General features: G+C 52.2%; 19 protein-coding genes and 1 riboswitch. Of the genes, 4 read left to right on the forward strand and 15 right to left on the reverse strand.

Features of this window, described 5'->3' with window-relative positions:
- Positions 1–405: 405 nt before the first annotated feature.
- From purB (QP339_RS08725) to purE, 12 genes are read right to left on the reverse strand one after another with little or no spacing between them, the layout of a single operon-like run.
- Positions 406–1,698, reverse strand: a complete 1,293-nt coding sequence (gene purB / locus QP339_RS08725) for an adenylosuccinate lyase (RefSeq protein ID WP_284911185.1) — start codon at positions 1,696–1,698, stop codon at positions 406–408.
- Positions 1,695–2,981: a phosphoribosylamine--glycine ligase gene (gene purD / locus QP339_RS08730; RefSeq protein WP_284911186.1), complete on the reverse strand. Its 1,287-nt coding sequence runs from the start codon at positions 2,979–2,981 to the stop codon at positions 1,695–1,697. Before purD ends, purB (QP339_RS08725) begins: the two co-directional genes overlap by 4 nt.
- Before the next feature lie 9 nt (positions 2,982–2,990).
- On the reverse strand, positions 2,991–4,544 hold the full coding sequence (gene purH, locus QP339_RS08735; protein ID WP_284911187.1) for a bifunctional phosphoribosylaminoimidazolecarboxamide formyltransferase/IMP cyclohydrolase: 1,554 nt from the start codon (positions 4,542–4,544) through the stop codon (positions 2,991–2,993).
- Positions 4,537–5,109 carry a phosphoribosylglycinamide formyltransferase gene (purN, locus tag QP339_RS08740; RefSeq protein WP_284911188.1) on the reverse strand — a complete coding sequence of 191 codons (573 nt, stop codon included), beginning with the start codon at positions 5,107–5,109 and terminating at the stop codon, positions 4,537–4,539. The genes purH and purN overlap by 8 nt, the downstream gene beginning before the upstream one ends.
- 10 nt (positions 5,110–5,119) lie before the next feature.
- The gene (gene purM / locus QP339_RS08745) at positions 5,120–6,157 is read right to left on the reverse strand and encodes a phosphoribosylformylglycinamidine cyclo-ligase (protein WP_284911189.1); all 1,038 of its coding nucleotides are present in this window, start codon (positions 6,155–6,157) and stop codon (positions 5,120–5,122) included.
- On the reverse strand, positions 6,150–7,580 hold the full coding sequence (gene purF / locus QP339_RS08750; protein ID WP_502869664.1) for an amidophosphoribosyltransferase: 1,431 nt from the start codon (positions 7,578–7,580) through the stop codon (positions 6,150–6,152). Before purF ends, purM begins: the two co-directional genes overlap by 8 nt.
- A 50-nt stretch (positions 7,581–7,630) precedes the next feature.
- The gene (purL, locus tag QP339_RS08755) at positions 7,631–9,859 is read right to left on the reverse strand and encodes a phosphoribosylformylglycinamidine synthase subunit PurL (RefSeq protein ID WP_284911190.1); all 2,229 of its coding nucleotides are present in this window, start codon (positions 9,857–9,859) and stop codon (positions 7,631–7,633) included.
- Complete coding sequence (gene purQ, locus QP339_RS08760; RefSeq protein ID WP_284911191.1) at positions 9,859–10,545, reverse strand: phosphoribosylformylglycinamidine synthase subunit PurQ; 687 nt, start codon at positions 10,543–10,545, stop codon at positions 9,859–9,861. Before purQ ends, purL begins: the two co-directional genes overlap by 1 nt.
- 2 nt (positions 10,546–10,547) lie before the next feature.
- Positions 10,548–10,793 (reverse strand): phosphoribosylformylglycinamidine synthase subunit PurS, encoded by a 246-nt coding sequence (gene purS / locus QP339_RS08765; protein ID WP_284911192.1) that lies wholly within the window; start codon positions 10,791–10,793, stop codon positions 10,548–10,550.
- A gap of 19 nt (positions 10,794–10,812) precedes the next feature.
- On the reverse strand, positions 10,813–11,532 hold the full coding sequence (gene purC / locus QP339_RS08770) for a phosphoribosylaminoimidazolesuccinocarboxamide synthase (RefSeq protein WP_284911193.1): 720 nt from the start codon (positions 11,530–11,532) through the stop codon (positions 10,813–10,815).
- Between the two features lie 3 nt (positions 11,533–11,535).
- Positions 11,536–12,663, reverse strand: coding sequence for a 5-(carboxyamino)imidazole ribonucleotide synthase (purK, locus tag QP339_RS08775; RefSeq protein WP_284911194.1), 1,128 nt, complete (start codon positions 12,661–12,663; stop codon positions 11,536–11,538).
- On the reverse strand, positions 12,656–13,141 hold the full coding sequence (purE, locus tag QP339_RS08780) for a 5-(carboxyamino)imidazole ribonucleotide mutase (RefSeq protein WP_284911195.1): 486 nt from the start codon (positions 13,139–13,141) through the stop codon (positions 12,656–12,658). Before purE ends, purK begins: the two co-directional genes overlap by 8 nt.
- 324 nt (positions 13,142–13,465) lie before the next feature.
- Here purE and QP339_RS08785 point away from each other — a divergent pair, with 324 nt between their 5' ends.
- Entirely contained in the window at positions 13,466–13,801 is a 336-nt protein-coding gene (locus QP339_RS08785) for a hypothetical protein (protein WP_284911196.1), read from the forward strand.
- 285 nt (positions 13,802–14,086) lie between these two features.
- Here the strand turns inward: QP339_RS08785 and purB (QP339_RS08790) are convergent, their stop codons facing one another.
- On the reverse strand, positions 14,087–15,379 hold the full coding sequence (gene purB, locus QP339_RS08790; protein WP_284911197.1) for an adenylosuccinate lyase: 1,293 nt from the start codon (positions 15,377–15,379) through the stop codon (positions 14,087–14,089).
- A gap of 161 nt (positions 15,380–15,540) precedes the next feature.
- A riboswitch (M-box (ykoK) riboswitch) is annotated at positions 15,541–15,705 on the forward strand.
- A gap of 122 nt (positions 15,706–15,827) precedes the next feature.
- Between purB (QP339_RS08790) and mgtE the strand changes: the two genes are divergently transcribed.
- Positions 15,828–17,198 (forward strand): magnesium transporter, encoded by a 1,371-nt coding sequence (mgtE, locus tag QP339_RS08795; RefSeq protein ID WP_284911198.1) that lies wholly within the window; start codon positions 15,828–15,830, stop codon positions 17,196–17,198.
- A 502-nt stretch (positions 17,199–17,700) separates the two neighbouring features.
- Here mgtE and QP339_RS08800 read toward each other — a convergent pair.
- Entirely contained in the window at positions 17,701–18,729 is a 1,029-nt protein-coding gene (locus QP339_RS08800) for a branched-chain amino acid aminotransferase (RefSeq protein ID WP_284911199.1), read from the reverse strand.
- A gap of 24 nt (positions 18,730–18,753) precedes the next feature.
- The gene (locus QP339_RS08805) at positions 18,754–19,131 is read right to left on the reverse strand and encodes an arsenic metallochaperone ArsD family protein (RefSeq protein WP_067973541.1); all 378 of its coding nucleotides are present in this window, start codon (positions 19,129–19,131) and stop codon (positions 18,754–18,756) included.
- Between the two features lie 169 nt (positions 19,132–19,300).
- Here QP339_RS08805 and QP339_RS08810 point away from each other — a divergent pair, with 169 nt between their 5' ends.
- Positions 19,301–20,779 (forward strand): amidase, encoded by a 1,479-nt coding sequence (locus QP339_RS08810; RefSeq protein WP_284911200.1) that lies wholly within the window; start codon positions 19,301–19,303, stop codon positions 20,777–20,779.
- Between the two features lie 9 nt (positions 20,780–20,788).
- Entirely contained in the window at positions 20,789–21,013 is a 225-nt protein-coding gene (locus tag QP339_RS08815) for a hypothetical protein (RefSeq protein ID WP_070620469.1), read from the forward strand.
- Positions 21,014–21,445 lie beyond the last annotated feature (432 nt).

Raw genomic sequence — 21,445 nt, forward strand, 5'->3', positions numbered from 1 at the left:
AAGACAAAATACATGGTCGCTCTCCCTCCTCTCCAGAAATGCCCTTGCTTCAAGTCTATCCTAGCAAATAAACTATCCCGTAACAAGGCACGCTTAGCCGTATTCAGTCTTTTTGGACTTAAATTAAATGATGAAATCTCAAGTTGCAATGCAGCTTCTACAAGATCCTGACATCTCATAGGTGTAAATTTTAATAGTCTGCTACTTTAATTGATTCTCTAGTTATTAGTGTTGATGACTAGTAAATAAAGAATATTTTCTATATCAGCTATTTTGAGCAAAAGCGGAACGGATGCTCACTAATACCATTTGATTTATATCTTTTTATTTACAGGCTCCTACTAAAAAAGCCTAACAGGTCCAGCTGCTAGGCTACTTTGCATGGATAAATTCCAGTTCCTTCCATTATATACCCAAACGATCGAAGATCTCATCGACCCGTTGGAGGTGGTAGTGGTAGTCAAAGGCATCGTCGATTTCTTTAGAATTGAGAAGTTCGGTAAGTTGGTCATTAGCTTCAACCAGCCCACGGAAATCGCGTTGCTCGTCCCAGGCCTGGGCCGTTAGAGGTTGGACCAGGTCATAGGCGGCTTCTCGAGACAAGCCTTGGTCCACCAGCTTGAGGAGCAGACGTTGGCTGTAAATCAGACCATGGGTAGCCTGCATGTTCCGCAACATGTTATCTGGGAACACCGTTAAATCTTCAATAATTTTCCCGAAGCGGCGGATCATGTAGTTGACCAGGATAGTGGTGTCAGACAAAATAATTCGCTCCGCGCTAGAATGGGAGATATCCCGTTCATGCCAGAGGGACACATTCTCGTAGGCGGTCACCACGTGTCCCCGGCAGACCCGGGCCAGGCCGGTCACGTTTTCGCTGGAAATTGGATTGCGCTTGTGGGGCATGGCGCTGGACCCCTTCTGGCCCTTGGCGAAGTATTCTTCGACTTCACGAGTTTCTGACTTCTGCAAGTGGCGGATTTCCGTGGCCATGTTCTCGATGGAAGTTGCGATCAGGGCTAGGCAGGCGATGTACTCGGCATGGAGGTCGCGGGGGAGGACTTGGGTGGAAATTTCTTGGGCGCGAATACCTAAGTGGTCGCAAACATAGGCTTCAACAGCGGTTGGTACATTGGCGAAGGTCCCCACGGCTCCAGAGATCTTCCCGGCTTCCACCCCCTTAGCGGCATGGTCGAAGCGGTCAATTTGGCGCTTGATTTCCGAATAATAGCGGGCCATCTTCAAGCCAAAGGTGGTCGGTTCGGCGTGGACACCATGGGTCCGGCCCATGCAAACCGTGTGCTTGTACTTTTGCGCCTTCTTCTTCAGAATCTCTAGGAACCAGGCCAGGTCTTGACGGATAATGTCATTGGCCTGCTTGAGCTGGTAACCCTGGGCCGTGTCGACCACATCAGTCGAAGTCAGGCCATAGTGGACCCACTTGCGTTCTTCGCCTAGAGATTCAGAAACACAGCGAGTGAAGGCCACGACATCGTGGCGGGTTTGGGCTTCGATCTCTTGGATGCGGTCAATGTCGAAAGTCGCTTTTGCGCGGATCTTTTGGACATCTTCTCTAGGAATTTCACCGAGCTCAGCCCAGGCTTCGGCTGCTAGGATTTCAACTTCTAGCCAGCACTGGTAGCGGTTATCATCGGACCAAACTTGGCCCATTTCGGGACGGGTGTAGCGTGGGATCATGAGACTTTTTCCTCCTTAGAGTGAGAGATGACTTGTCCACCAATGTCGTGGCGGTAGAAGGTCTGAGGGATGGGATTCTGGTCGAGATAGGCATAGACCTGTTGAGCCACTTGGACGAGATCATCCCCCTGGGCTACTGCCATAAGGATGCGACCGCCCTGAGCAATCAAGCGACCTGACTTTTCGCCCACGCCTGCATAGAGTAGAGAGATGTCTGCCGGACAAGCATTAACGAGAGGGCTTAGGTCCATCCCCTTGGCATAGGGATTGGGATAGCCTTCCGCTGCGAGGACAACGCCTAGGCTAGGGCGGTTCTCTTTCAAGGTCAGCTGGGCAGGCTGGCTATCCAGGAGTTGACTAATGGTATCAGCGAAATCATCCCCCAACAACGACATAAGGATCTGGGTCTCGGGATCGCCGAAGCGGGTATTGAACTCAATCACCTTGGGCCCCTCAGCCGTCAGCATGAGTCCGGTATAGAGGACCCCGCTGTAGGGATAACCTGCCGCTTCCATGGCCTGGAGGGTGGGCTCAACAATAGTCGTCACAACTTCCTGGTAGAGACCCTCATCGACAAAGGGAACTGGGGCATAGGCGCCCATTCCACCTGTATTAGGGCCACGGTCCTGGTCATAGGCCCGCTTGTGGTCCTGGGCCGTTGGTAGGTGGAGGACCCGGCCGTCGTGGACCAAGCTAAAGAAAGAAAATTCCGGTCCAGTCAAACACTCTTCCACCACGACTTGGGATTGGCTCCCATAGCAATCGGCTTCCAAGATATCAGCCAGGGCAGTTTCGGCTGTCGTTAGGTCCTGGGCAATCACAACACCCTTACCAGCTGCTGGTCCGTCCGCCTTGATAACGAGAGGGAAACTTGCTTCTTGGACATAGGCCTGGGCTGTTTTGTAATCTTCAAAGGACTGGTAGTGGGCCGTCGGAATTCCATTCTGAATTAATAGTTCTTTAGCAAATTTCTTAGAAGATTCCAGACGGGCCGCTGCCTGGCTGGGGCCGAAGATTTTTTGACCTGCAGCCCGGAAACGGTCCACAATTCCCAAGAAGAGGGGCTGTTCAGGGCCAACAAAGGTCCAGTCAATCTCAGCTTCTTGGGCCCAAGCCAGGAGTTCATCGACCTGGTTAACAGCTAAGGGGACCAAGTCGATTCCATCCCCTAGCATCCCCGGATTGCCGGGTGCGCAATAGACCTGGTCAACATTGGGACTCTGCATAAATTTGCGGGCAAGGGCGTGTTCACGGCCGCCCCCACCAATGACTAATATTTTCATTTCAACCTCCTAGTGTCTAAAATGTCTCCGTCCCGTCTTCAACATAGGAATCTGAGCCGCATCGGTCACGGCAATGGAATCGTCGTCGTGGATAGAACCTCCAGGCTGGACGATAGCCTTGATTCCATGGGTCACCGCATATTCAGCCGTATCGGCCATGGGCAGGTAGGCATCACTGGCTAGGACCACATCCGACCGGTCCACATCGTGGGGATTGGTCAGGGCTTCTTGGATGGCCAGCTCACAGGCACCCACCCGGTTCATCTGACCGGCACCGATCCCTAGGCTCTGAACAGAATTGGCCACCACAATCGCGTTGGACTTGACATGCTTGACCAACTTCCAAGCCAGTTCCAAGGCCTGGTCTTGCTTGTGGTCAGGTAGCACCTGGCCCATAGCTGGCCAGTCCGCCGCATGGACCGTTTGGGGGATGTCCTGGTCTTGGACCAAGAGGCCACCCATGACGGACACATATTCCTTGGCTGGTGCAGGGCTCTGGTCGAAGTGGTCCAAGGCTAAGAGACGCAGGTTTTTCTTGGCTGCTAATAGCTCTAGGGCCTCGGGCTCAAAAGCAGGCGCAATTACAATCTCTAAGAAGATTGGCTTGAGCGCTTCAGCTAGCTCCTGGGTCACCGGCCGGTTGACGGCCACAATGCCACCGTAGATGGACTGGGAATCAGCTTCATAACAGCGCTGGAAGGCGAGTTCAATGGTCTCGCCTAGGCCCATGCCGCAGGGATTCATGTGTTTGACCGCAATGGCAGCGGGAACTTGGAATTCCGCAATCATTCTTAGCGCTGCATCGGCGTCCTTAATATTGTTATAGGACAGTTCCTTACCCTGGAGCTGCTGGGCTTGAACTAGACTATAGGCAGGGGCGAGGGGTTCTTGGTAGAAGGCTGCTGCTTGGTGGCTGTTCTCCCCATAGCGGAGCTCTTGCTTGAGGTCATAGGTCAGGGTCAGCTTTTCCGGCTCACTTTCACCGACATAGTCTGTCAGGTACTGGGCAATCAGGGCATCGTACTGGGCCGTTTGGCGGAAGACCTTGGCCGCCAAGTGGGCCCGCAAGTCCAGACTGGTCGCCCCCTCAGCTGCCAGCTCATCCCGCACCAAATCATAGTCAGCTGGATCGGTAATAACCGTCACGGACTGGTAGTTCTTGGCGGCGCTCCGCAGCATGGAGGGGCCACCGATGTCGATATTTTCAATCAGGTCGGCGTGGCTAGCATGGGCCTGGGCCAGGGTAGCCTTGAAGGGGTAGAGGTTGACCACCACATAGTCGATGGCTTCAATCCCATGGTCGGCCAAGGCTTGAAGGTGGCTGGCCTGGTCGCGGCGGGCGAGGAGACCTCCATGAATCTTAGGGTGGAGGGTCTTGACCCGGCCATCCAGAATTTCCGGGAAGCCAGTCACTTCCTCCACAGCAGTCGCAGGGACTCCCGCTTCAGTTAAGGCGTTCAGAGTTCCCCCAGTCGAAATAATGTCAATGCCTTGGTCGGCTAAAAATCTCGCAAAATCAACAATTCCAGTCTTATCGGACACACTAATTAAAGCTCTAGGCATCTTCTCTTCCTTTCAATTGACGAATAACAGCTGGATAAACTTGGTGTTCCAGGTCATGGATGCGCGCTTCCAGGTCGTCCAAAGTCTCCCCCAGTCGGATGGCTAGGCTGGCTTGGCGGATAATCTCCCCACTGTCAATGCCCGCATCCACATAATGGACAGTGACTCCGGTCTCCGCCACCCCCGCTTCATAGGCATCACGGATACCGTGACGTCCCGGAAAGGCTGGGAGGAGGGAGGGGTGAATATTAATAATGGCTTGGGGATAGGCTTGAATGAGGGGCGCGTGGAGGACCCGCATGTAGCCGGCTAAAATAACCAAATCGACGGCTTCTTCCTGGCAGATTTGAACCAGGGCTTCTTCATAGACTTGGCGGCTAGGGAAGTCTTGGGGACTGAACTGGTAGGTCTTTATCCCTAAATTCAGGGCCCGTTCCAGGGCATAGGCCCCCGCTTGGTCGGAGAAGAGAAAGACAATCTCAACTCCTTCCTGGCCACTTGCAAAAGCTTGGGCCAGGGCTTGGAAGTTGGACCCATTACCGGATGCAAAGATAGCACAACGCATAAGAACCTCCTTAGTGAATCTGGATGGCTCGGTCATCATCCTCGACAACTCGGCCGATGACATAGGCCCTTTCGCCTGCTGCCTCTAAGGCAGTTAGGACCTGGTCACGGTCTTCAGGGGCGACTGCTGCCACCATGCCGATCCCCATATTGAAGATCTCATAGAGGTCGGCTTCAGGAATTTGGCCATAGTGGGCCAGGGCCTTGAAGATATCTAAGACAGGCCAGGTCCCCCGGTCGATCTGGGCGCAGAGCCCTTCAGGCAGCATGCGGGGAATATTTTCGACAAAGCCGCCCCCTGTGATGTGAGCCAGGCCATGGATTTGGCCGGCTTGGACTAGGGGCAGGAGGGGGGCCACATAGATCCGGGTCGGCTTGAGCAATTCCTCTCCCAGGCTGGCGGCTTGAGGTAATAAATCTAAGGGAGCGTCGAGTGCAAAGTCATGGTCCTTGAAGAAGACCTTGCGCACCAGGGAATAGCCATTGGAATGGAGGCCTGAAGAAGCTAGTCCAATGAGGATATCCCCTGCTTGGACATCTCTTTTTTGAATCAGGGAATCTCGGTCAGCAATCCCCACCGCAAAGCCTGCTAGGTCAAAGTCGTCCCCCGTATACATGTCTGGCATCTCAGCGGTTTCGCCCCCAATCAGGGCTGCACCGGCTTCTTGGCAGCCTGTACAAACTCCCTTAACGATGGCTTCAATAATGGCCGGATCGTTCTTGGCCACAGCCAGGTAATCGAGGAAGTAGAGGGGTTCAGCGCCTTGGGCCAGGATATCGTTGACACACATGGCCACGCAGTCAATCCCAATCTGGTCATAGACCTGGGCCTGGATGGCGAGGAGGAGCTTGGTCCCTACCCCATCTGTCCCCGAGATGAGGACGGGATCTTGGTAGTTAAAATTTTTCAGAGAGAAGGCGGCCCCGAAGCCCCCTAGTTGGCTGAGGACTTCTGGACGTTGAGTTTTTTTGACATGTTTGGCCATGCGGCGGACGGCTTCATAGCCTGCGGTCACATCCACACCGGCTTGGCTGTAGGCATTATCCATGCTTTTCCTCCTGTTCTTCTAGGGCGCGGTAGTATTCTTCGGCATAGTCGTAGAGGCCCGTGGGATAGTCGCCGTTAAAGTAGGCCATGCAGAGGCCCCCGTAAGGTGCATCACTTTCTAGACCAATCCCTTCCATCAATCCCTCCTCACTGAGAAAGGCCAGGGAGTCGGCCCCAATCAGTCGGCAGATCTCGTCCACGTCATGATTAGCAGCGATCAATTCGCGGGTCGTTGAAATATCAATCCCGTAGAAACAAGGGTACTTGAGCGGCGGGCAGGCAATTCGGACATGGACTTCCTTGGCTCCCGCTTCACGCAAGAGGCTGACAATCCGCTTGGAAGTTGTCCCCCGCACAATGGAATCATCCACCATGACCACCCGCTTGCCTTCAAGCAATTTGTGGACGGCCGATAATTTCATACGGACGCCCCGCTCCCGCTCTTCCTGGCTGGGCTGGATAAAGGTCCGACCCACATACTGGTTCTTTACCAGGGCCATTTCATTGGGGAGCTGGGCGGCTTCCGCGTAACCGCTGGCCGCTGACAGGGAGGAATTGGGGACGCCGACCACGAAATCAGCCCCTGGCGCCGGCGCTTCTTGGGCCAGGCGCGCCCCGCACTGCTTGCGGGCCGTGTGGACATTGATGTCATGAATGGTAGAATCCGGGCGGGCGAAATAAATATATTCCATGGAACAAATGGCCTGTTGGCGGTCCGCCGTATAGTATTGGCGCTGGATACCCTGGCTGTTGATCACAACGAGTTCGCCCGGTTGGACATCGAAGAGGGCCTCTGCCCCAATTTGGTCCAGGGCGCAGGACTCACTAGCCATGGCATAAGAGCCATCCGCCAATTGACCGACAACCAGGGGCCGGAAGCCATTGGGATCGCAAGCCCCAATCAAGGCTTGGTCGGTCAGCAAGATATAGGTAAAGCCTCCCTTGATCTGGTTCAGGGCGTCCTTGACTTGGTCCAAGAATTTATCTTCCTGGCTGTGGCGGATTAAGTGCATGAGGACCTCGCTATCTGAAGTAGACCGGAAGATTGCGCCCTTCTTTTCCAAGTCCCGGCGCAGGGCCCGGCCATTGACCAGGTTGCCATTATGGGCCAGGGCCATGTCCCCCTCTTCAAAATGGAAGAGGAAGGGCTGGATATTGTGGAGGGAGTGCTCACCTGACGTGGCATAGCGCACATGTCCTAGGGCAGCCCGACCTTGGAGATAGTCGAATTGGTCCTTGGCCTTAAAGATTTCACTGACTAGGCCCAAGCCCCGAATATCCTTCATCCGGCCCTGGCTGTCCAGAGCAGTAATCCCCGCTCCTTCCTGGCCCCGGTGTTGGAGGGCCATGAGTCCGTAAAAGACCAGGCGGGAAGCTTGGCTGTGGTTCCAGATTCCAATCAAGCCACATTCTTCATGGGGCAGGTCATAGTGGGCCTCATCAATATAGGTGGACAGGTAGTCTCCTTCAGAAACTATTTTCTTGTGGCATTCAGTTGACACGTTAAGGCCCCTTCCCATAGTGCTTGTAATTCTTCGACATCGGCTTCAATTTGCCCATCATCAGCTGTTAGGCGGTAACTGGCTTCGGCCGTCACCCGACCCAATAAGTTAAACGTGTCGCCAAAGTCAGCTTCAAAGGCCGCTTGTTTATCGGGATGGACGCTGACGATGAAGCGCGACTGGTTTTCACTAAAGACTTGGCAGATTAGTCCCCCATAAGTGACTTCTAGGCCCAATCCGGTCTTAAAGGCAGACTCAGCTAAGGCGACCGCCAAGCCGCCCTCGCTCAGGTCGTGGGCAGAGGCCAGGTAGCCTGCTTGGATGGCCTTGAGAACCGCTTCTTGATTGGCAGCTTCTTGGTCGAGGTCGAAATCAAAGAGTTGGCCCGAAATTTGGCCGGTCTCTAAGTACTGGAGCTCAGACCCGTTGAAGGCATCACTAGTCTCCCCGATGCTATAGATCAGGTCCCCAGCCTGCTTGAAGCTTTGCGTGGTGATTTCTGAAAGATCGCGGATCAGACCGACCATGCCGATCATTGGCGTCGGATAGATGGCTTGGCCATTGCTTTCGTTATTTAAGGAAACATTGCCTGAAATGACCGGCGTATTGAGCTGGCTGCAGGCCTGGGAAATACCAGCGGCTGACTGGGCAAGTTCATAGAAGATTTCCGGATCCTCTGGGTTGCCGTAGTTCAGGCAGTCCGTGATGGCGAGGGGTTGGCCCCCGCTAGCGACAATGTTGCGGGCTGCTTCACTAACCGCCATTTGGCCCCCACGTTCAGGGTCTAGGTAGATATAGCGGGCATTGCAGTCAGTCGTCATGGCCAGGGCCTTTTGGGTGCCGCGGATGCGGAGGACAGCAGCATCGCTCCCAGGCCCTTGAACAGTTGAGGTCCGCACCATGGTATCGTAAGATTCATAGACTGACCGCTTGGAAGCAATGGTCCCCTGCTGGAGGAGGGCTTCCAAGGTCGCCTTGGCATCGCTGAATTGGGGCTGGTACTGGCTGGCTGTTGCTTGGGCTAATCGCTCAGGCCGCTTTCCTTGGCGCTGGTATTCAGGAGCGGATTCTGCTAAGGCATCTACCGGCACATTGGCTACTTCTTGGCCCTGGTGGAAGAGCCGGTAGCGGCCATCGTCCGTTACCTCGCCAATCTTCACCGCATGGAGCTTGTACTTGTCGAAGATGGCTTGGATCTTGGCTTCCTTGCCCTTCTTGACACAGAGAAGCATCCGTTCTTGGGATTCAGATAGCATCATTTCATAAGGCGTCATACCGCTTTCACGTTGGGGCACTTGGTCTAAGTTCAGACGGAGTCCTGTTCCTGCCTTGGAGGCCATTTCAGAGCTTGAAGATACTAGACCTGCCGCCCCCATATCCTGGATGCCGACCAATTCGTCCTGGCAGGTCTGGATCACTTCCAGGCAGGCTTCCAAGAGGAGTTTCTCCATAAAGGGATCGCCCACTTGGACAGCTGAGCGTTGGCTATCATGGTCATCGCTGAATTCCGCACTGGCAAAAGTCGCCCCATGGATTCCGTCGCGGCCGGTCTTAGCGCCAACATAGAGGATGGTATTGCCGACGCCGGCTGCCCGGCCCTTTTGGATGTCTTTTTGGTCCATGAGTCCGACACACATAACGTTAACTAAGGGGTTGCCGCGGTAGCAATTATCGAAGGCAATCTCGCCTCCCACCGTCGGAATGCCGATACAGTTGCCGTAACCCGCGATCCCATTGATCACTTCTTGGTAGATGTACTTGGTCCGGGCATCATCTAATTCACCGAAGCGGAGGGAGTCCAAGACGGCAATGGGACGGGCCCCCATACTGAAGATGTCGCGGATAATCCCGCCGACCCCAGTTGCCGCCCCTTCATAGGGTTCCACCGCTGAGGGGTGGTTGTGGCTCTCCGCCTTGAAAACCACGGCCTGGCCATCGCCAATATCTACAATCCCCGCGCCTTCACCCGGTCCTTGGAGAACCTGGGGACCTTCAGAAGGGAAGGTCCGCAAGATGGGCTTGGTGTTCTTGTAGGAGCAGTGCTCGCTCCACATGACCGAGAAGAGGCCGGTCTCCGTGTAATTGGGCAAGCGGCCGAGAATCTTATCCCGGATCAGGGCATATTCCTCATCCGTCAAGCCCCACTCTTGGTAGATCTTCTGCTCTTGGATTGCTTCTGCTGTCAGTTCTTGTGTCGCCATTAAGCTTGCCCTCCTAAGTTCTTCTCATAAGTGTCCCGCATCGATTCAAAAACCCGCAGGCCGTCAATACCGCCAATCAAGGCCTCTACCGCCCTTTCTGGATGGGGCATGAGGCCGATCACATTGCCCGCCTGGTTGCAGATCCCTGCAATATTGGCCGTTGACCCATTAGGATTGTCCCCTGCATAGCTAAAAACAATCTGGTGCTTGGCCCGCAATTCCTCTAGGGTTTCTGGGTCGCAGTAATAATTCCCTTCGCCATGGGCAATAGGCAGGCTGATTTCTTCCCCTGCTTGGTAGCGGCTGGTAAAGGCTGTTTGGTTGTTTTCAACCTTCAGAGCTTGGTATTTGCAGACAAAGTGGAGGTCGCGGTTGCGCAAGAAGGCCCCAGGTAAGAGCCCGGCCTCGCAGAGAATCTGAAAGCCATTGCAGGTCCCTAAGACAAGCTTGCCTGAATCAGCGAAAGCTTTTAAGGCCGTCATGATAGGGGCAAAACGAGCGATGGCCCCAGACCGCAAGTAGTCGCCAAAGGAAAAGCCGCCCGGTACCATGACCGCATCATAGCCCGACAAGTCGCTGGCATCGGAAGAAACAAAGGCCACCTCTTCACCCAGGATGTCCCGGATGGCATGGAACATGTCCGTGTCGCAATTGGAACCCGGAAATTGAATCACAGCAAATTTCATGCCTAGGCCTCCTTAATGGTGTAGCGGTAAGCTTCCATGGTGACATTGGCCAAGAGCTTATCGCAAATAGCTTCAACCCTTGCTTGGACATCGGCCACATCCTTAGAGATTTCCAGTTCAAAGTACTTGCCCTGGCGTACACTTTTAACTTCGCTATAGCCCATCTGGTTGACGGCTTGCTGGATAGCTTCACCTTGGGGGTCTAAGATGGATTCCTTATAAGTAACAAAAATTTCTACCTGATACATGTTGGTCCTCCTTGTGGTCTTAGGCTTGGGTCACGGCTTCGAGTCGGCTGAGTACTGCTTCATAGAAAGGAATGATATCTCCTTCGTCATTACGGAAAATGTCTTTGTCAAAGGATGCTTTGCTTTCCATATCCCAGAGTCGGGCATTGTCTGGGGAGAATTCATCAGCAAGCACAATTTCTCCATCGGGCGTGCGGCCGAATTCGAGCTTGAAATCAACTAGGATGAGCCCCGCTTGCTTGAATAAAGCAACTAAAAGGGCATTAATCTGCCGGGTCAGCCGCTTGATTTCTTGGAGCTCATCTTCTGTCGCAGCTTGGAGGAAGCGAATATCCTCATCATTGATAAAGGGGTCGTTCAGGGCATCTGCCTTGTAGAAGAATTCCAAGACCCCGCCTGGGATCTCGGTTCCTTTATCAACGCCGAGCCGCTTAACGAAACTTCCTGCTGCATAATTGCGGAAGACAACTTCTAGGGGAAACATCTGGGCTTCCTTAACTAATTCTTCGCGGGAATTTAAGACTTTCACCAGGTGGGTGGGAATCCCCTGGTCGGCTAAATAAGTGAAAATCAGCTGGTTAATGGCCTGGTTGAGAGCACCCTTACCAGGAATTTCTTCCTTCTTGGCCCCATTGCCTGCTGTGGCCTGGTTCTTGTAAACCATCTTGAGAATGCCGGCTTGGTCTGTCTGGTAGAGATCCTTGGCCTTGCCGGAATAAATTAAGTTTTTATCAGTCATTCCTTATCCTCGCTTCCAAATTTCTGTTGCTTTAATTTCTTTTAGACTTTGCGTCATATCATCCGTCAAGAGGGTCAAGTGTCCCATCTTGCGGTTGACCTTGGCTTGGTCTTTGCCGTAGAGGTGGGGGTGCCAGTGGCTGGCCTGGGCCAGGTGGTCCTTGAAGGGATCGAAATCTTGGCCGAGAACATTGACCATGAGCGCTGGCTTGAGGAGCCGGGGCTTGGGCAGGTCCCAGTTGCAGATGGCCCGGATATGGAGGTCGAACTGAGAGAAGTCACAGGCTTCAATGGTGTAGTGGCCGCTATTATGGGGGCGAGGGGCCAGTTCATTGATCAAAATACTCCCTTCTGCCGTTAGGAACATCTCAATCCCCAGCGTACCGACCAAGTGGCCAGCTCGTGCAATCTGCCGGGCGACCTGGTCCGCCTTGGCCTGGAGCTCTGCTGAAATCCGGGCCGGCACGATGGATTCAAAAAGAATATTGTCAGAGTGAATATTCTCGGCCACCGGGAAAGTCACCAGGTCCCCTCCCGGCTTGCCCACTGCCATAACGGACAATTCCTTGCTGAAGGGCACCCATTTTTCCAGGATGCAGACCTGGTCCTTGATGAGATCAGCTGCTCGGTCTATGTCTTGGTCTGAACGGAGAACCTGCTGACCCTTGCCGTCATAGCCAAAACGGGTCGTCTTCAAAACAGCGGGATAGCCTAATTGGTCCAGGCCTGCTTGTAAATCGGCTGGGCTAGCTACCCGGCAATAAGGAGCCACTTGGGCCCCAGCTGCTTGGAGGAAGGCCTTCTCTGTCAAACGGTCCTGGGTCTTTGCCAAAAGCTCTGTCCCCTGGGGCAGGTAGACCCGGTCGCCCAGGGCTTGGAGGCTGTCGGTATCAATATTTTCAAATTCAAAGGTCAAGACATCGCAGGCATCCGCAAAATCGGCCAGGGCTTCCCGGTCATCATAGGCCTTCTGGTAGTGGAAGTCCGACACCTGGGCAGCCGAACAATTAGCCCCTGGATCGAGGATGCCAACCCTAAAGCCCATAGCCTTGGCAGACTGGGCCAGCATCTGCCCCAGCTGACCGCCGCCGATAATCCCAATCGTTTGCCCCGGTAAGATGGTCTTAATCAAGTTGGTCACCACTTTCTTTGGCAGACTGGCGCATGGCTTGGCGGTAATCAGTCAAACGATCAACGAGATCGCGGTCCTGGAGACTGAGGATCTGAACAGCTAAGAGCCCCGCATTCTTAGCGCCTGATGTGCCAATGGCCGTTGTCGCCACGGGCACACCCCCAGGCATCTGCACAATGGACAAGAGAGAATCCCAGCCACTCAAGGCCCGGGACTGAACTGGGACCCCAATCACCGGCAGGGTGGTCTTAGCAGCCACCATACCCGGTAGGTGGGCCGCCCCGCCTGCACCTGCAATTATCACTTGAATGCCCCGTGCCCGCGCGGATTCGCTAAAGGCGAACATTTCATCCGGCATCCGGTGGGCTGAGATCACCCTTTTTTCGTATGTAATTCCAAATTGGTCTAAGACCCGGCAGGCTTCGCGCATGGTCTCCCAATCGGATTTTGATCCCATAATCACTGCAACATCTGGCATTTCCATAACCCCTTTCCTTTTCCCTAATACTATAACACAAGAAAAGGTCAAAAAACATATATTATTCTATTTTATTTTATAATTGTTCGTATTTTGTTATATAAACGGATGTTTTTACATTTTGTTTTATTAATATTTACCAAAAGACGAATTATTTATAAATTGGCTTTTTGGAGATTTGTTGAGAATAGTTTGTCAAATCGTAGGGAGACTATTCCTTCCGCTTTTGAATTTGATCATTAAATATTCAGGGGAAGCATAATTTTAATTAGTGTTTATAAATAGAAAGAATATAATATAAACAAAGGAAGAAGATGACCTAAGATGAAAAAGCAAACTGTGCTAACAAAGGATGAAGCCCAAGTCTTTTTTAACTTGATTGCAGGCGTCTATAATTGCAAAAAAATTTCTTTCCCCGACCAAACTAAGGAAAACCTCCTAGAAGCTGCACAGGTCATCCAGGAAAACAAGAATATCGACCAGGCCCTTGTCCTGACCTACAATGCCCTTAAAAAATTCTCTCCCAAAGACCGACTGGAGATTCCAGAAATCAAGCACTTAACTGATTTTGTCCAAGTTTTCTTCTACAAGCACCAAGGAAAATACTTGAGGGATTTCTATACAGCTTATGGGGCTATGCGCGGTCCATTGATTTTTTAGATCTTTCTAGGAAGCCACAATTGGGTGCTCTCATTGTGGCTTCAAGCTTGCCAACCCACAGTCAAAGTCTCTGTTTGTGGGTTCACGGCCAGCAAGCCACAGTATAGGTCTTCATTTGTGGACTCACGATTTCGAAGCCACAGTCAAAGCCTTTATTTGTAGCTTGCGACTAATAAAAATAGAACAGCCCAGCAGGATTAAAGCCATCCTTGCTGGGCTGTTCTAGTTTAATGGACATATTTTTACTGTATAAATGAGGCTCCTGTACGCTTCCCCTCATATTTCTTAGATACCCAATCGTTCAAAGATTTCATCGACCCGTTGGAGGTGGTAGTGGTAGTCGAAGGCGTCAGCAATGTCTTCCGGACTGAGAAGATCCGAGATTTCTTCATCGCCTTCCACCAACTCGCGGAAGTCGCGCTGGTTATCCCAGGCCTGGGCGGTCAGAGGTTGGACCAGGTCATAGGCGGCCTCACGGGACAGGCCTTGGTCGACCAATTTCAAAAGCAGGCGCTGGCTGTAGATCAAACCGTGAGTGGCCTGCATGTTCCGCAACATATTGTCCGGGAAGACCGTTAAGTCTTCAATGATCTTACCGAAGCGGCGGATCATGTAGTTGACCAGGATGGTGGTATCTGAGAGAATAATCCGCTCTGCGCTGGAATGAGAGATGTCCCGTTCATGCCAGAGGGCAACATTTTCATAAGCCGTTACCACATGGCCCCGACAGACTCGGGCTAGGCCGGTCACATTTTCGCTAGAAATGGGGTTGCGCTTATGGGGCATGGCGCTGGACCCTTTTTGCCCCTTGGCGAAGTATTCTTCCACTTCCCGGGTTTCCGACTTCTGTAAGTGACGGATTTCCGTGGCCATGTTCTCAATGGAAGTCGCAATCAAGGACAGGCAGGCGATGTACTCGGCATGGAGGTCACGAGGTAGGACCTGGGTAGAAATTTCCTGGGCACGGATGCCTAAGTGCTCGCAGACATAGGCTTCGACAGTGGTTGGCACATTGGCGAAAGTCCCAACAGCACCGGAAATCTTCCCGGCTTCAACGCCCTTGGCCGCATGGTCGAAGCGGTCAATCTGGCGCTTGATTTCTGAATAGTAGCGGGCCATCTTCAGACCGAATGTGGTTGGTTCGGCGTGAACGCCATGGGTCCGGCCCATGCAGACGGTGTGCTTGTATTTTTGGGCTTTTTTCTTCAGGATCTCTAGGAACCAAGCCAAGTCTTCACGAATAATGTCATTGGCCTGCTTGAGCTGGTAGCCCTGGGCCGTGTCCACCACGTCGGTCGAAGTTAGACCATAGTGGACCCACTTGCGCTCTTCACCTAAGGATTCGGATACACAGCGAGTGAAGGCCACGACATCGTGGCGGGTCTCCGCTTCGATCTCTTGGATGCGGTGGACATCGAAGCTTGCTTTTTCGCGGATCTTTTGGGCATCTTCTTGGGGAATTTCACCCAGCTCTGCCCAGGCTTCGGCAGCCAGGATCTCAACCTCTAGCCAGCACTTGTAGCGGTTATCATCGGACCAGACTTGGGCCATTTCGGGACGGGTATAGCGTGGAATCATGTGACTACTCCTCTTTTTATGGATTTCACTGTTATTATAGCATGATTTATTTTAAGCTTTGCGAGGAATTTGTAAGGCAAGCTATTTAGACGGGCCTAAGGTATTTTTTGAAGAGGGCTTGAATCTTTAGCTGGTCTCTGCTATGCTAGGGGAGAAATAAGAATAAACCTTGTTAGGTGAGGTTACTGTATTAGAGAGACGCCACTGCCCAGAAACATCCAAAGATGCCAACGGGTCAGCAGAAATTCTCGAATTAAGGGATTTTCTAATGTGGCTGGAGCTACTCCTATGCTAATAAGTGCTAAAACTATGCGATGAGGTGTTTGCCGACTACTCCTGGACGATTCACGCTCACGCTCTTGTTGAGCGTTTTTTTAATCTGAAGCAATCTCCAAACCCTTAGCCCTCTGTGCGGTGACCTTCCCAAAGGTGTGGAAAGGTGATTATTATGGCAATCAAATTAAATCGACTCAACCGGAAAGACTACTACCAAGCCATCTACAAGAGCATCCAAGACAACCGACGCGATGACTTCCGCGACCTCTTCTTGAAGCTCCATGAGAAAGACCAGGTTGCTGTCTTCCATAAGCTCTACCCTGAAAAAAAGAATAAAATTGTCGACCTCCTCCAAGCTGATGAATTCGCTGAACTCTTCGAACACTTGGACTACAAAGGGCGCCGGCAAGCTATTGAAGACCTGCCTGCTGACTATATGACCGAGGTCTTCACCTATGTGGCTGACGACGAGGTCACCGCCTTCATCCATGAACTGCCTCAAGAAGACCGGCAACATGTCCTGGAAAGTATGCGGCCCAGCGACCGAGAAACGATCGAAGCCATCCTAGAACATGATTTCGAAACAGCCGGGGCTATCATGACAACCGAGGTGCTCACGGTCTACGCCAACGATAGTGCTGACCAAGTGATTGCAGGTATTCGTCAAGCAGCTTCCGCCGTCGAAACCATCTACTATGTCTATGTGGTGGATGAAGCCCGCCACTTGCTCGGCGTCCTCTCCCTGCGCGAACTCCTGCGTGCCCCAGGGGACTGTCCTGTCCAAGACATTATGAACAGCCAATTAGTCCAAGCAGATATTGGCATGGACCAGGAAGAAGTGGCCCGTATTATCAAAGAATACGACTTACTAGCCCTCCCTGTCGTAGACGGGCAAGGCAAGTTGGTCGGGATCGTGACCGTCGACGATGTGATGGATGTTATGGACCTTGAAACAACTGAAGACTTCCACCGTTTCGCTGGGATCAGTGGGTCGCCAGATAATGAAAGTGATCGCGAAAGCATCTTCGAAACGGTTAAGAACCGCCTACCCTGGATCATTATCCTGATCTTCCTCGGCCTAGTTTCAGCCAACCTGATCAATATGTTCGAAGCGACCCTGTCACGCGTGGTCATCCTAGCTGTCTTCATGCCTATTATTATGGACTCGGCCGGTAATGTGGGCACCCAGTCCCTAGCTGTCTCTGTCCGCCGGCTAACCTTAGGCGACAACACCGAAAGCTTCTGGGTCCTAGTATGGAAAGAATTAATATCCGGGATCATTATCGGCCTAGCAGCTGGCATCACCATCTGTGGTGTGGCCTACTTCCTCTTTGGCAATCCGGTCCTCTCCTTCATCATCGGGATTTCCCTAGCCGCTACCCTGTCCGTATCGACAGTCATCGGCTATCTCGTCCCAACCCTCTTCAGCAAGATCCACATCGACCCCGCCGTCGCCTCCGGTCCCTTCATCACTACCATCACCGACGCAACCGGCCTCTTAATCTACTTCAGCCTCGCCACATATCTAATGCATTTGTTGTAAAAAGGGTGTGAGAGGATGCGGGAGAAAGGGATCTCTGGAGTAAAAGGCTAGAGAAGGCTAGAAGCCTTCGACAGCCTTTTGCGAAGAGGAGCCCTTTCTGCATCCTCGAACCCGACTAGAACAGGGTGTGAGCAAGAGCGCTTAGCTTTGGATGCTTGGAGTAAGTCGGGATAAGGGCAAGCCACGCTTGCACGTTCCCGACTTGCGAAAGCACTCCAAAGCTGCTCTTGCGAGCCCGACTAGAAGGGTGTGAGCAAGAACGGACTATAAATGGTGCTAGTGAGCATCCGTTCCGCTTTTGAATTTGATCCTTAAAAAGATACAACATCCAAGCAAACCCTCTAAGTGTGGGTTATGAACCGAGCTCATTAGACAATAAATATACAAGAAAAAAAGCACTTCCAGTTCCCCCTTCAAGAGGGAAGTTTGGAAGTGCTTTTTTGCTAGCGTATCGTCTTTGTAGCATATTGATCAATAGAGAATGGCGACCGCTAGGAGAGGATTAGTCGGCCTCAACTGGGACAATCCAACCCTCAGGTGCTTCAATGTCACCGAATTGAATGCCCAGTAATTCATGGTAAAGTTTTTCCGTGATTTCACCGACTTCTTGGCCTGTTCCGAAGTTGTGGCGGTGGCCTTTATGGGTGATGGAGCCGATTGGAGTAATGATGGCTGCTGTCCCCATGGCACCGGCTTCTTCAAAGCGGTCCAAGTCATCGATGTAGCAATCCCCTTGTTCCACTTCTAAGCCCAAACGTTCTTCAGCTAAATGAAGGAGGGAGAACTTGGTGATTGAAGGCAAGATAGATGGTGATTTTGGCGTCACGAACTTATGCGTTTCGCGTTCGATCCCGTAGAAGTTAGAAGAGCCGATTTCTTCGATCTTGGTATGGGTCTTAGGATCCAGGTAAATCACATCGGCATAGTCTTCGTTATGGGCACTGGCCCCTGGTTGCAAGCTGGAAGCATAGTTCCCGCCAACTTTCACGCCGCCGGTTCCCATAGGCGCTGCCCGGTCGTATTCTGAAGTGACGAAATGTTGAGGAGCAAGTCCACCCTTGAAATAAGGACCAACTGGCATCACGAAGACCGTGAAGATGTATTCCGTTGCTGGGTGAACCCCAATATTGTCGCCAACCCCGATTAAGAGGGGACGAATATAGAGGGTTGCTCCACTTTCATAAGGAGGGACATAGTCAATATTGGCCTTAACCGCTTCTTTCACCGCATGAACGAAATCTTCAACGGGAACTTTAGGCATCATCATCCGTTCAGCCGACACTTGGAAACGCTTAGCATTTTGGTCGGGACGGAAGAGTTGGACCTTGCCTTCCTTGGTCCGATAAGCCTTCATTCCTTCAAAGGCTTGTTGGCCATAGTGTAAGGCAGGGGAGCCTTCAGAAATGTGGAGCTGGTTGTCTGTCTCCAGACCTTGCTTATACCATTCCCCATCCTTGTAGTATGCCCGCCAACGATAAGGCAAGTTCATATAACTGAAACCTAGGTTTTTCCAATCGATATCTACTGTCATTAGTGGTCCTCCTTCATAATCTTACTAACACATATATTCTACAGCTTGGGTGTGAGTGAGTCCAACCATATCCGCTAGGGCCTGGTTGCTCGGAAATTCCGCAACACTTACAACCTGGTCGTCAATCAAAATAATGGGAAGGATTTCCTCTCCATATGCCTTGAGCTTACGCATGACAACCTCTGTATGGGTGAACATAAAACCATCGCTTGCTGGGTCGTGGATGGTGACAAAATAACCCTCTTCATTCTTGAGCGCATTAAAGAAAGCTTCCACCCGATTCAGTTCTTTGACATTGGCTTCTGTATTAATGATTGAATTGTCTGTCAATGAACATTCTTCGGAGCCCCCGCAACAGCCCAATGATTCCCCCAATGGTTGGAATAATTGCACTTTTTTCATTTTCACACCTCTTTTTTTGTGTTTTCTAATTATTATACACCAAAGATGAGAGTTATGACAAGGGCAGTCTCATTATTTTATCATTCAGATAGGAAAAGTCAGCCTCTAAAGTTCGTAAAAACTTTGTTATAATAGGCCTAAAACTGATGCCTGCAGAAAGGAAGATTCCATGGACTATTTCAAAAGTTATAGCGATGATGCAACGGCCCTAGCTGGTCAAATCCGCCAGGGACAAACTAGCAGCCAGGACCTGGTCAGCCAGGCGATCGACAGGGCCAAGGCCATTAACCCCAAGCTCAATGCGGTCACCCGGCTCTTTGAGGACTATGCCCAAGACCTGGCCCAAGAAGACCACAGCCAAAGCCTCTTCGCCGGTCTCCCTACCCTCATGAAAGACTTAGGCCACAATATTAAGGGGATGCCAGCGACTTCTGGGGCCCGCCTGCTTAAGGATCAAATTGCTCCCGTAACCAGCAACTTCTCTCAGTCTGTCATGGCAACCGGGCTCATTCCTATTGGCCAGTCCAATGTCCCTGAATTCGGCCTGAAATTCATCAGTGATTCCGACTACTACGGGCCCGTCCACAATCCAGTCGATCCTGACTATAACGCCGGAGGGTCAAGCGGTGGCGCAGCAGCTGCCGTTCAAGCAGGGATCGTGCCTGTAGCGACAGCTTCTGATGGCGGAGGCTCCATTCGAATTCCAGCTTCCTTCTCTGGGCTGGTGGGCCTCAAGCCAAGCCGGGTACGGACAGCGACCGGCCCGCGCAAGTGGCGGAGCTGGGGCGGGGCACCGGTTGGCTTCATGATGACTAAGTCCATCCGCGATACCGCCCAACTGCTCCTGGCCCTCCAGAGCAATCTCAAACCCATGCCCTTCCAAACCCTGCCTATCCCTAAGGCCCACATCGACCATGCCATTCGATCCGTCAAAAACCTGCGCATCGCCTATTCGACCAAGTCTCCAGCCGGTACCGAGGTTTCTGACGAGGCTATCCAAGCCGTTGAAAATACCGTCCGCTTCCTTCGCGACCAAGGCTTCCAGGTCGAAGCTGCCGACCCTAAGATTAATGGTCAAGAACTTGTTCGCGGCTATTATGAAATGAACGGGGCAGAAATGGCAGCCAGCTTCCTAGGCATCGAACAACAAGTCCAGCGCAAGATTAAACGCGAAGATGTCGAAATCCAAACCTGGGCCATGGCCCAGTACGGCAAGACCATCCCCGCCTACCGCTACAGCCAAATTTTTGACACCTGGGACCAGGCAGCTGAAATCATGGACGACTTCCACCAGACCTATGACATCCTGATCCAACCAAGTACCGCCCAAGCTGCCCCCCGCGTCGACGATAAACTCTATAGTCAAAGTGACTACGAGGCCATGTTGCGTTCAGAAGAGCTCCCCACTTCCGACTTGGCTGAACTTGTTTACCAAGTCTTCAAGAAGGGCTTACTTGCCTCGCCATTCGCTATGATTTATAATCTAACCGGCCAACCCGCCATCAGTCTCCCCCTCCATACCTGCCAAAACGGCCTACCTTTAGGGGTCCAACTGATCGCTAACAAGGGCGAAGAAGCTCTCTTGATCGGCCTATCTGCCTACTTAGAAAGAGAAGACCGCTTCCACTACTACCCTGATCTTATTTAGGAGGTACTTATGCACGACCAACAATTCGAAATCTATAAAAAATGGCGCCAACAAATGCTGGTCCTCGACGAAGCCTGGGACGACGACAGCTTCGGCCAAGCCGACACCTGGTCCGCCAGCAACCCCCTCGCCCGGGAAGACTTCAACGAAACCCTAGCCATCCACAGCCTCGACCACGTCTCCCAAGAAGAAATGCAAGCCTTCGAAGACGACTACGACGCTGGAATGATCTAAAGGGTGTGAGGGAGCGCGAGTAGAAGTGGACCTCTGGAGCAAAAGATCGAAGAAGTCTGAAGGACTTCGCCGAAATTTTGTGAAGAGGAGCCACTTCTGCGCGACCGAACCCGACTAAAGGGTGTGAGCAGAGGCGTTCAGAAAGGAATGACTGGAGGCAAAAGGGATAAGAGCGGCTTTAGCCGATCGTTCCCATTTGTTGAAGTCACTTCCTTTCTGCCTCTGCGAACCCGACTATAGGGTGTGAGACTTGGCGTTTAGGCTTGGATGATTGGAGCAAGTCAGAATAAGAGCAAAGTATTCGCTCGTTTCTGACTTGTGAAATCACTCCAAGTCTGCCAAGTCGAACCCGACTAAACAGGGTGTGAGCAGAGGCGTTCAGAAAGGAATGACTGGAGGCAAAAGGGATAAGAGCGGCTTTAGCCGATCGTT

This window comes from Aerococcus sp. UMB7834 (genome assembly GCF_030215145.1).
Taxonomy (GTDB): domain Bacteria; phylum Bacillota; class Bacilli; order Lactobacillales; family Aerococcaceae; genus Aerococcus.

Coding starts and splice junctions, on each gene's coding strand:
- purB (WP_284911185.1), bottom strand. CDS start 1,698: ATGATCCCACGCTACACCCGTCCCGAAATGGGCCAAGTTTGGTCCGAT.
- purD (WP_284911186.1), bottom strand. CDS start 2,981: ATGAAAATATTAGTCATTGGTGGGGGCGGCCGTGAACACGCCCTTGCC.
- purH (WP_284911187.1), bottom strand. CDS start 4,544: ATGCCTAGAGCTTTAATTAGTGTGTCCGATAAGACTGGAATTGTTGAT.
- purN (WP_284911188.1), bottom strand. CDS start 5,109: ATGCGTTGTGCTATCTTTGCATCCGGTAATGGGTCCAACTTCCAAGCC.
- purM (WP_284911189.1), bottom strand. CDS start 6,157: ATGGATAATGCCTACAGCCAAGCCGGTGTGGATGTGACCGCAGGCTAT.
- purL (WP_284911190.1), bottom strand. CDS start 9,859: ATGGCGACACAAGAACTGACAGCAGAAGCAATCCAAGAGCAGAAGATC.
- purQ (WP_284911191.1), bottom strand. CDS start 10,545: ATGAAATTTGCTGTGATTCAATTTCCGGGTTCCAATTGCGACACGGAC.
- purS (WP_284911192.1), bottom strand. CDS start 10,793: ATGTATCAGGTAGAAATTTTTGTTACTTATAAGGAATCCATCTTAGAC.
- purC (WP_284911193.1), bottom strand. CDS start 11,532: ATGACTGATAAAAACTTAATTTATTCCGGCAAGGCCAAGGATCTCTAC.
- purE (WP_284911195.1), bottom strand. CDS start 13,141: ATGCCAGATGTTGCAGTGATTATGGGATCAAAATCCGATTGGGAGACC.
- QP339_RS08785 (WP_284911196.1), top strand. CDS start 13,466: ATGAAAAAGCAAACTGTGCTAACAAAGGATGAAGCCCAAGTCTTTTTT.
- purB (WP_284911197.1), bottom strand. CDS start 15,379: ATGATTCCACGCTATACCCGTCCCGAAATGGCCCAAGTCTGGTCCGAT.
- mgtE (WP_284911198.1), top strand. CDS start 15,828: ATGGCAATCAAATTAAATCGACTCAACCGGAAAGACTACTACCAAGCC.
- QP339_RS08800 (WP_284911199.1), bottom strand. CDS start 18,729: ATGACAGTAGATATCGATTGGAAAAACCTAGGTTTCAGTTATATGAAC.
- QP339_RS08805 (WP_067973541.1), bottom strand. CDS start 19,131: ATGAAAAAAGTGCAATTATTCCAACCATTGGGGGAATCATTGGGCTGT.
- QP339_RS08810 (WP_284911200.1), top strand. CDS start 19,301: ATGGACTATTTCAAAAGTTATAGCGATGATGCAACGGCCCTAGCTGGT.
- QP339_RS08815 (WP_070620469.1), top strand. CDS start 20,789: ATGCACGACCAACAATTCGAAATCTATAAAAAATGGCGCCAACAAATG.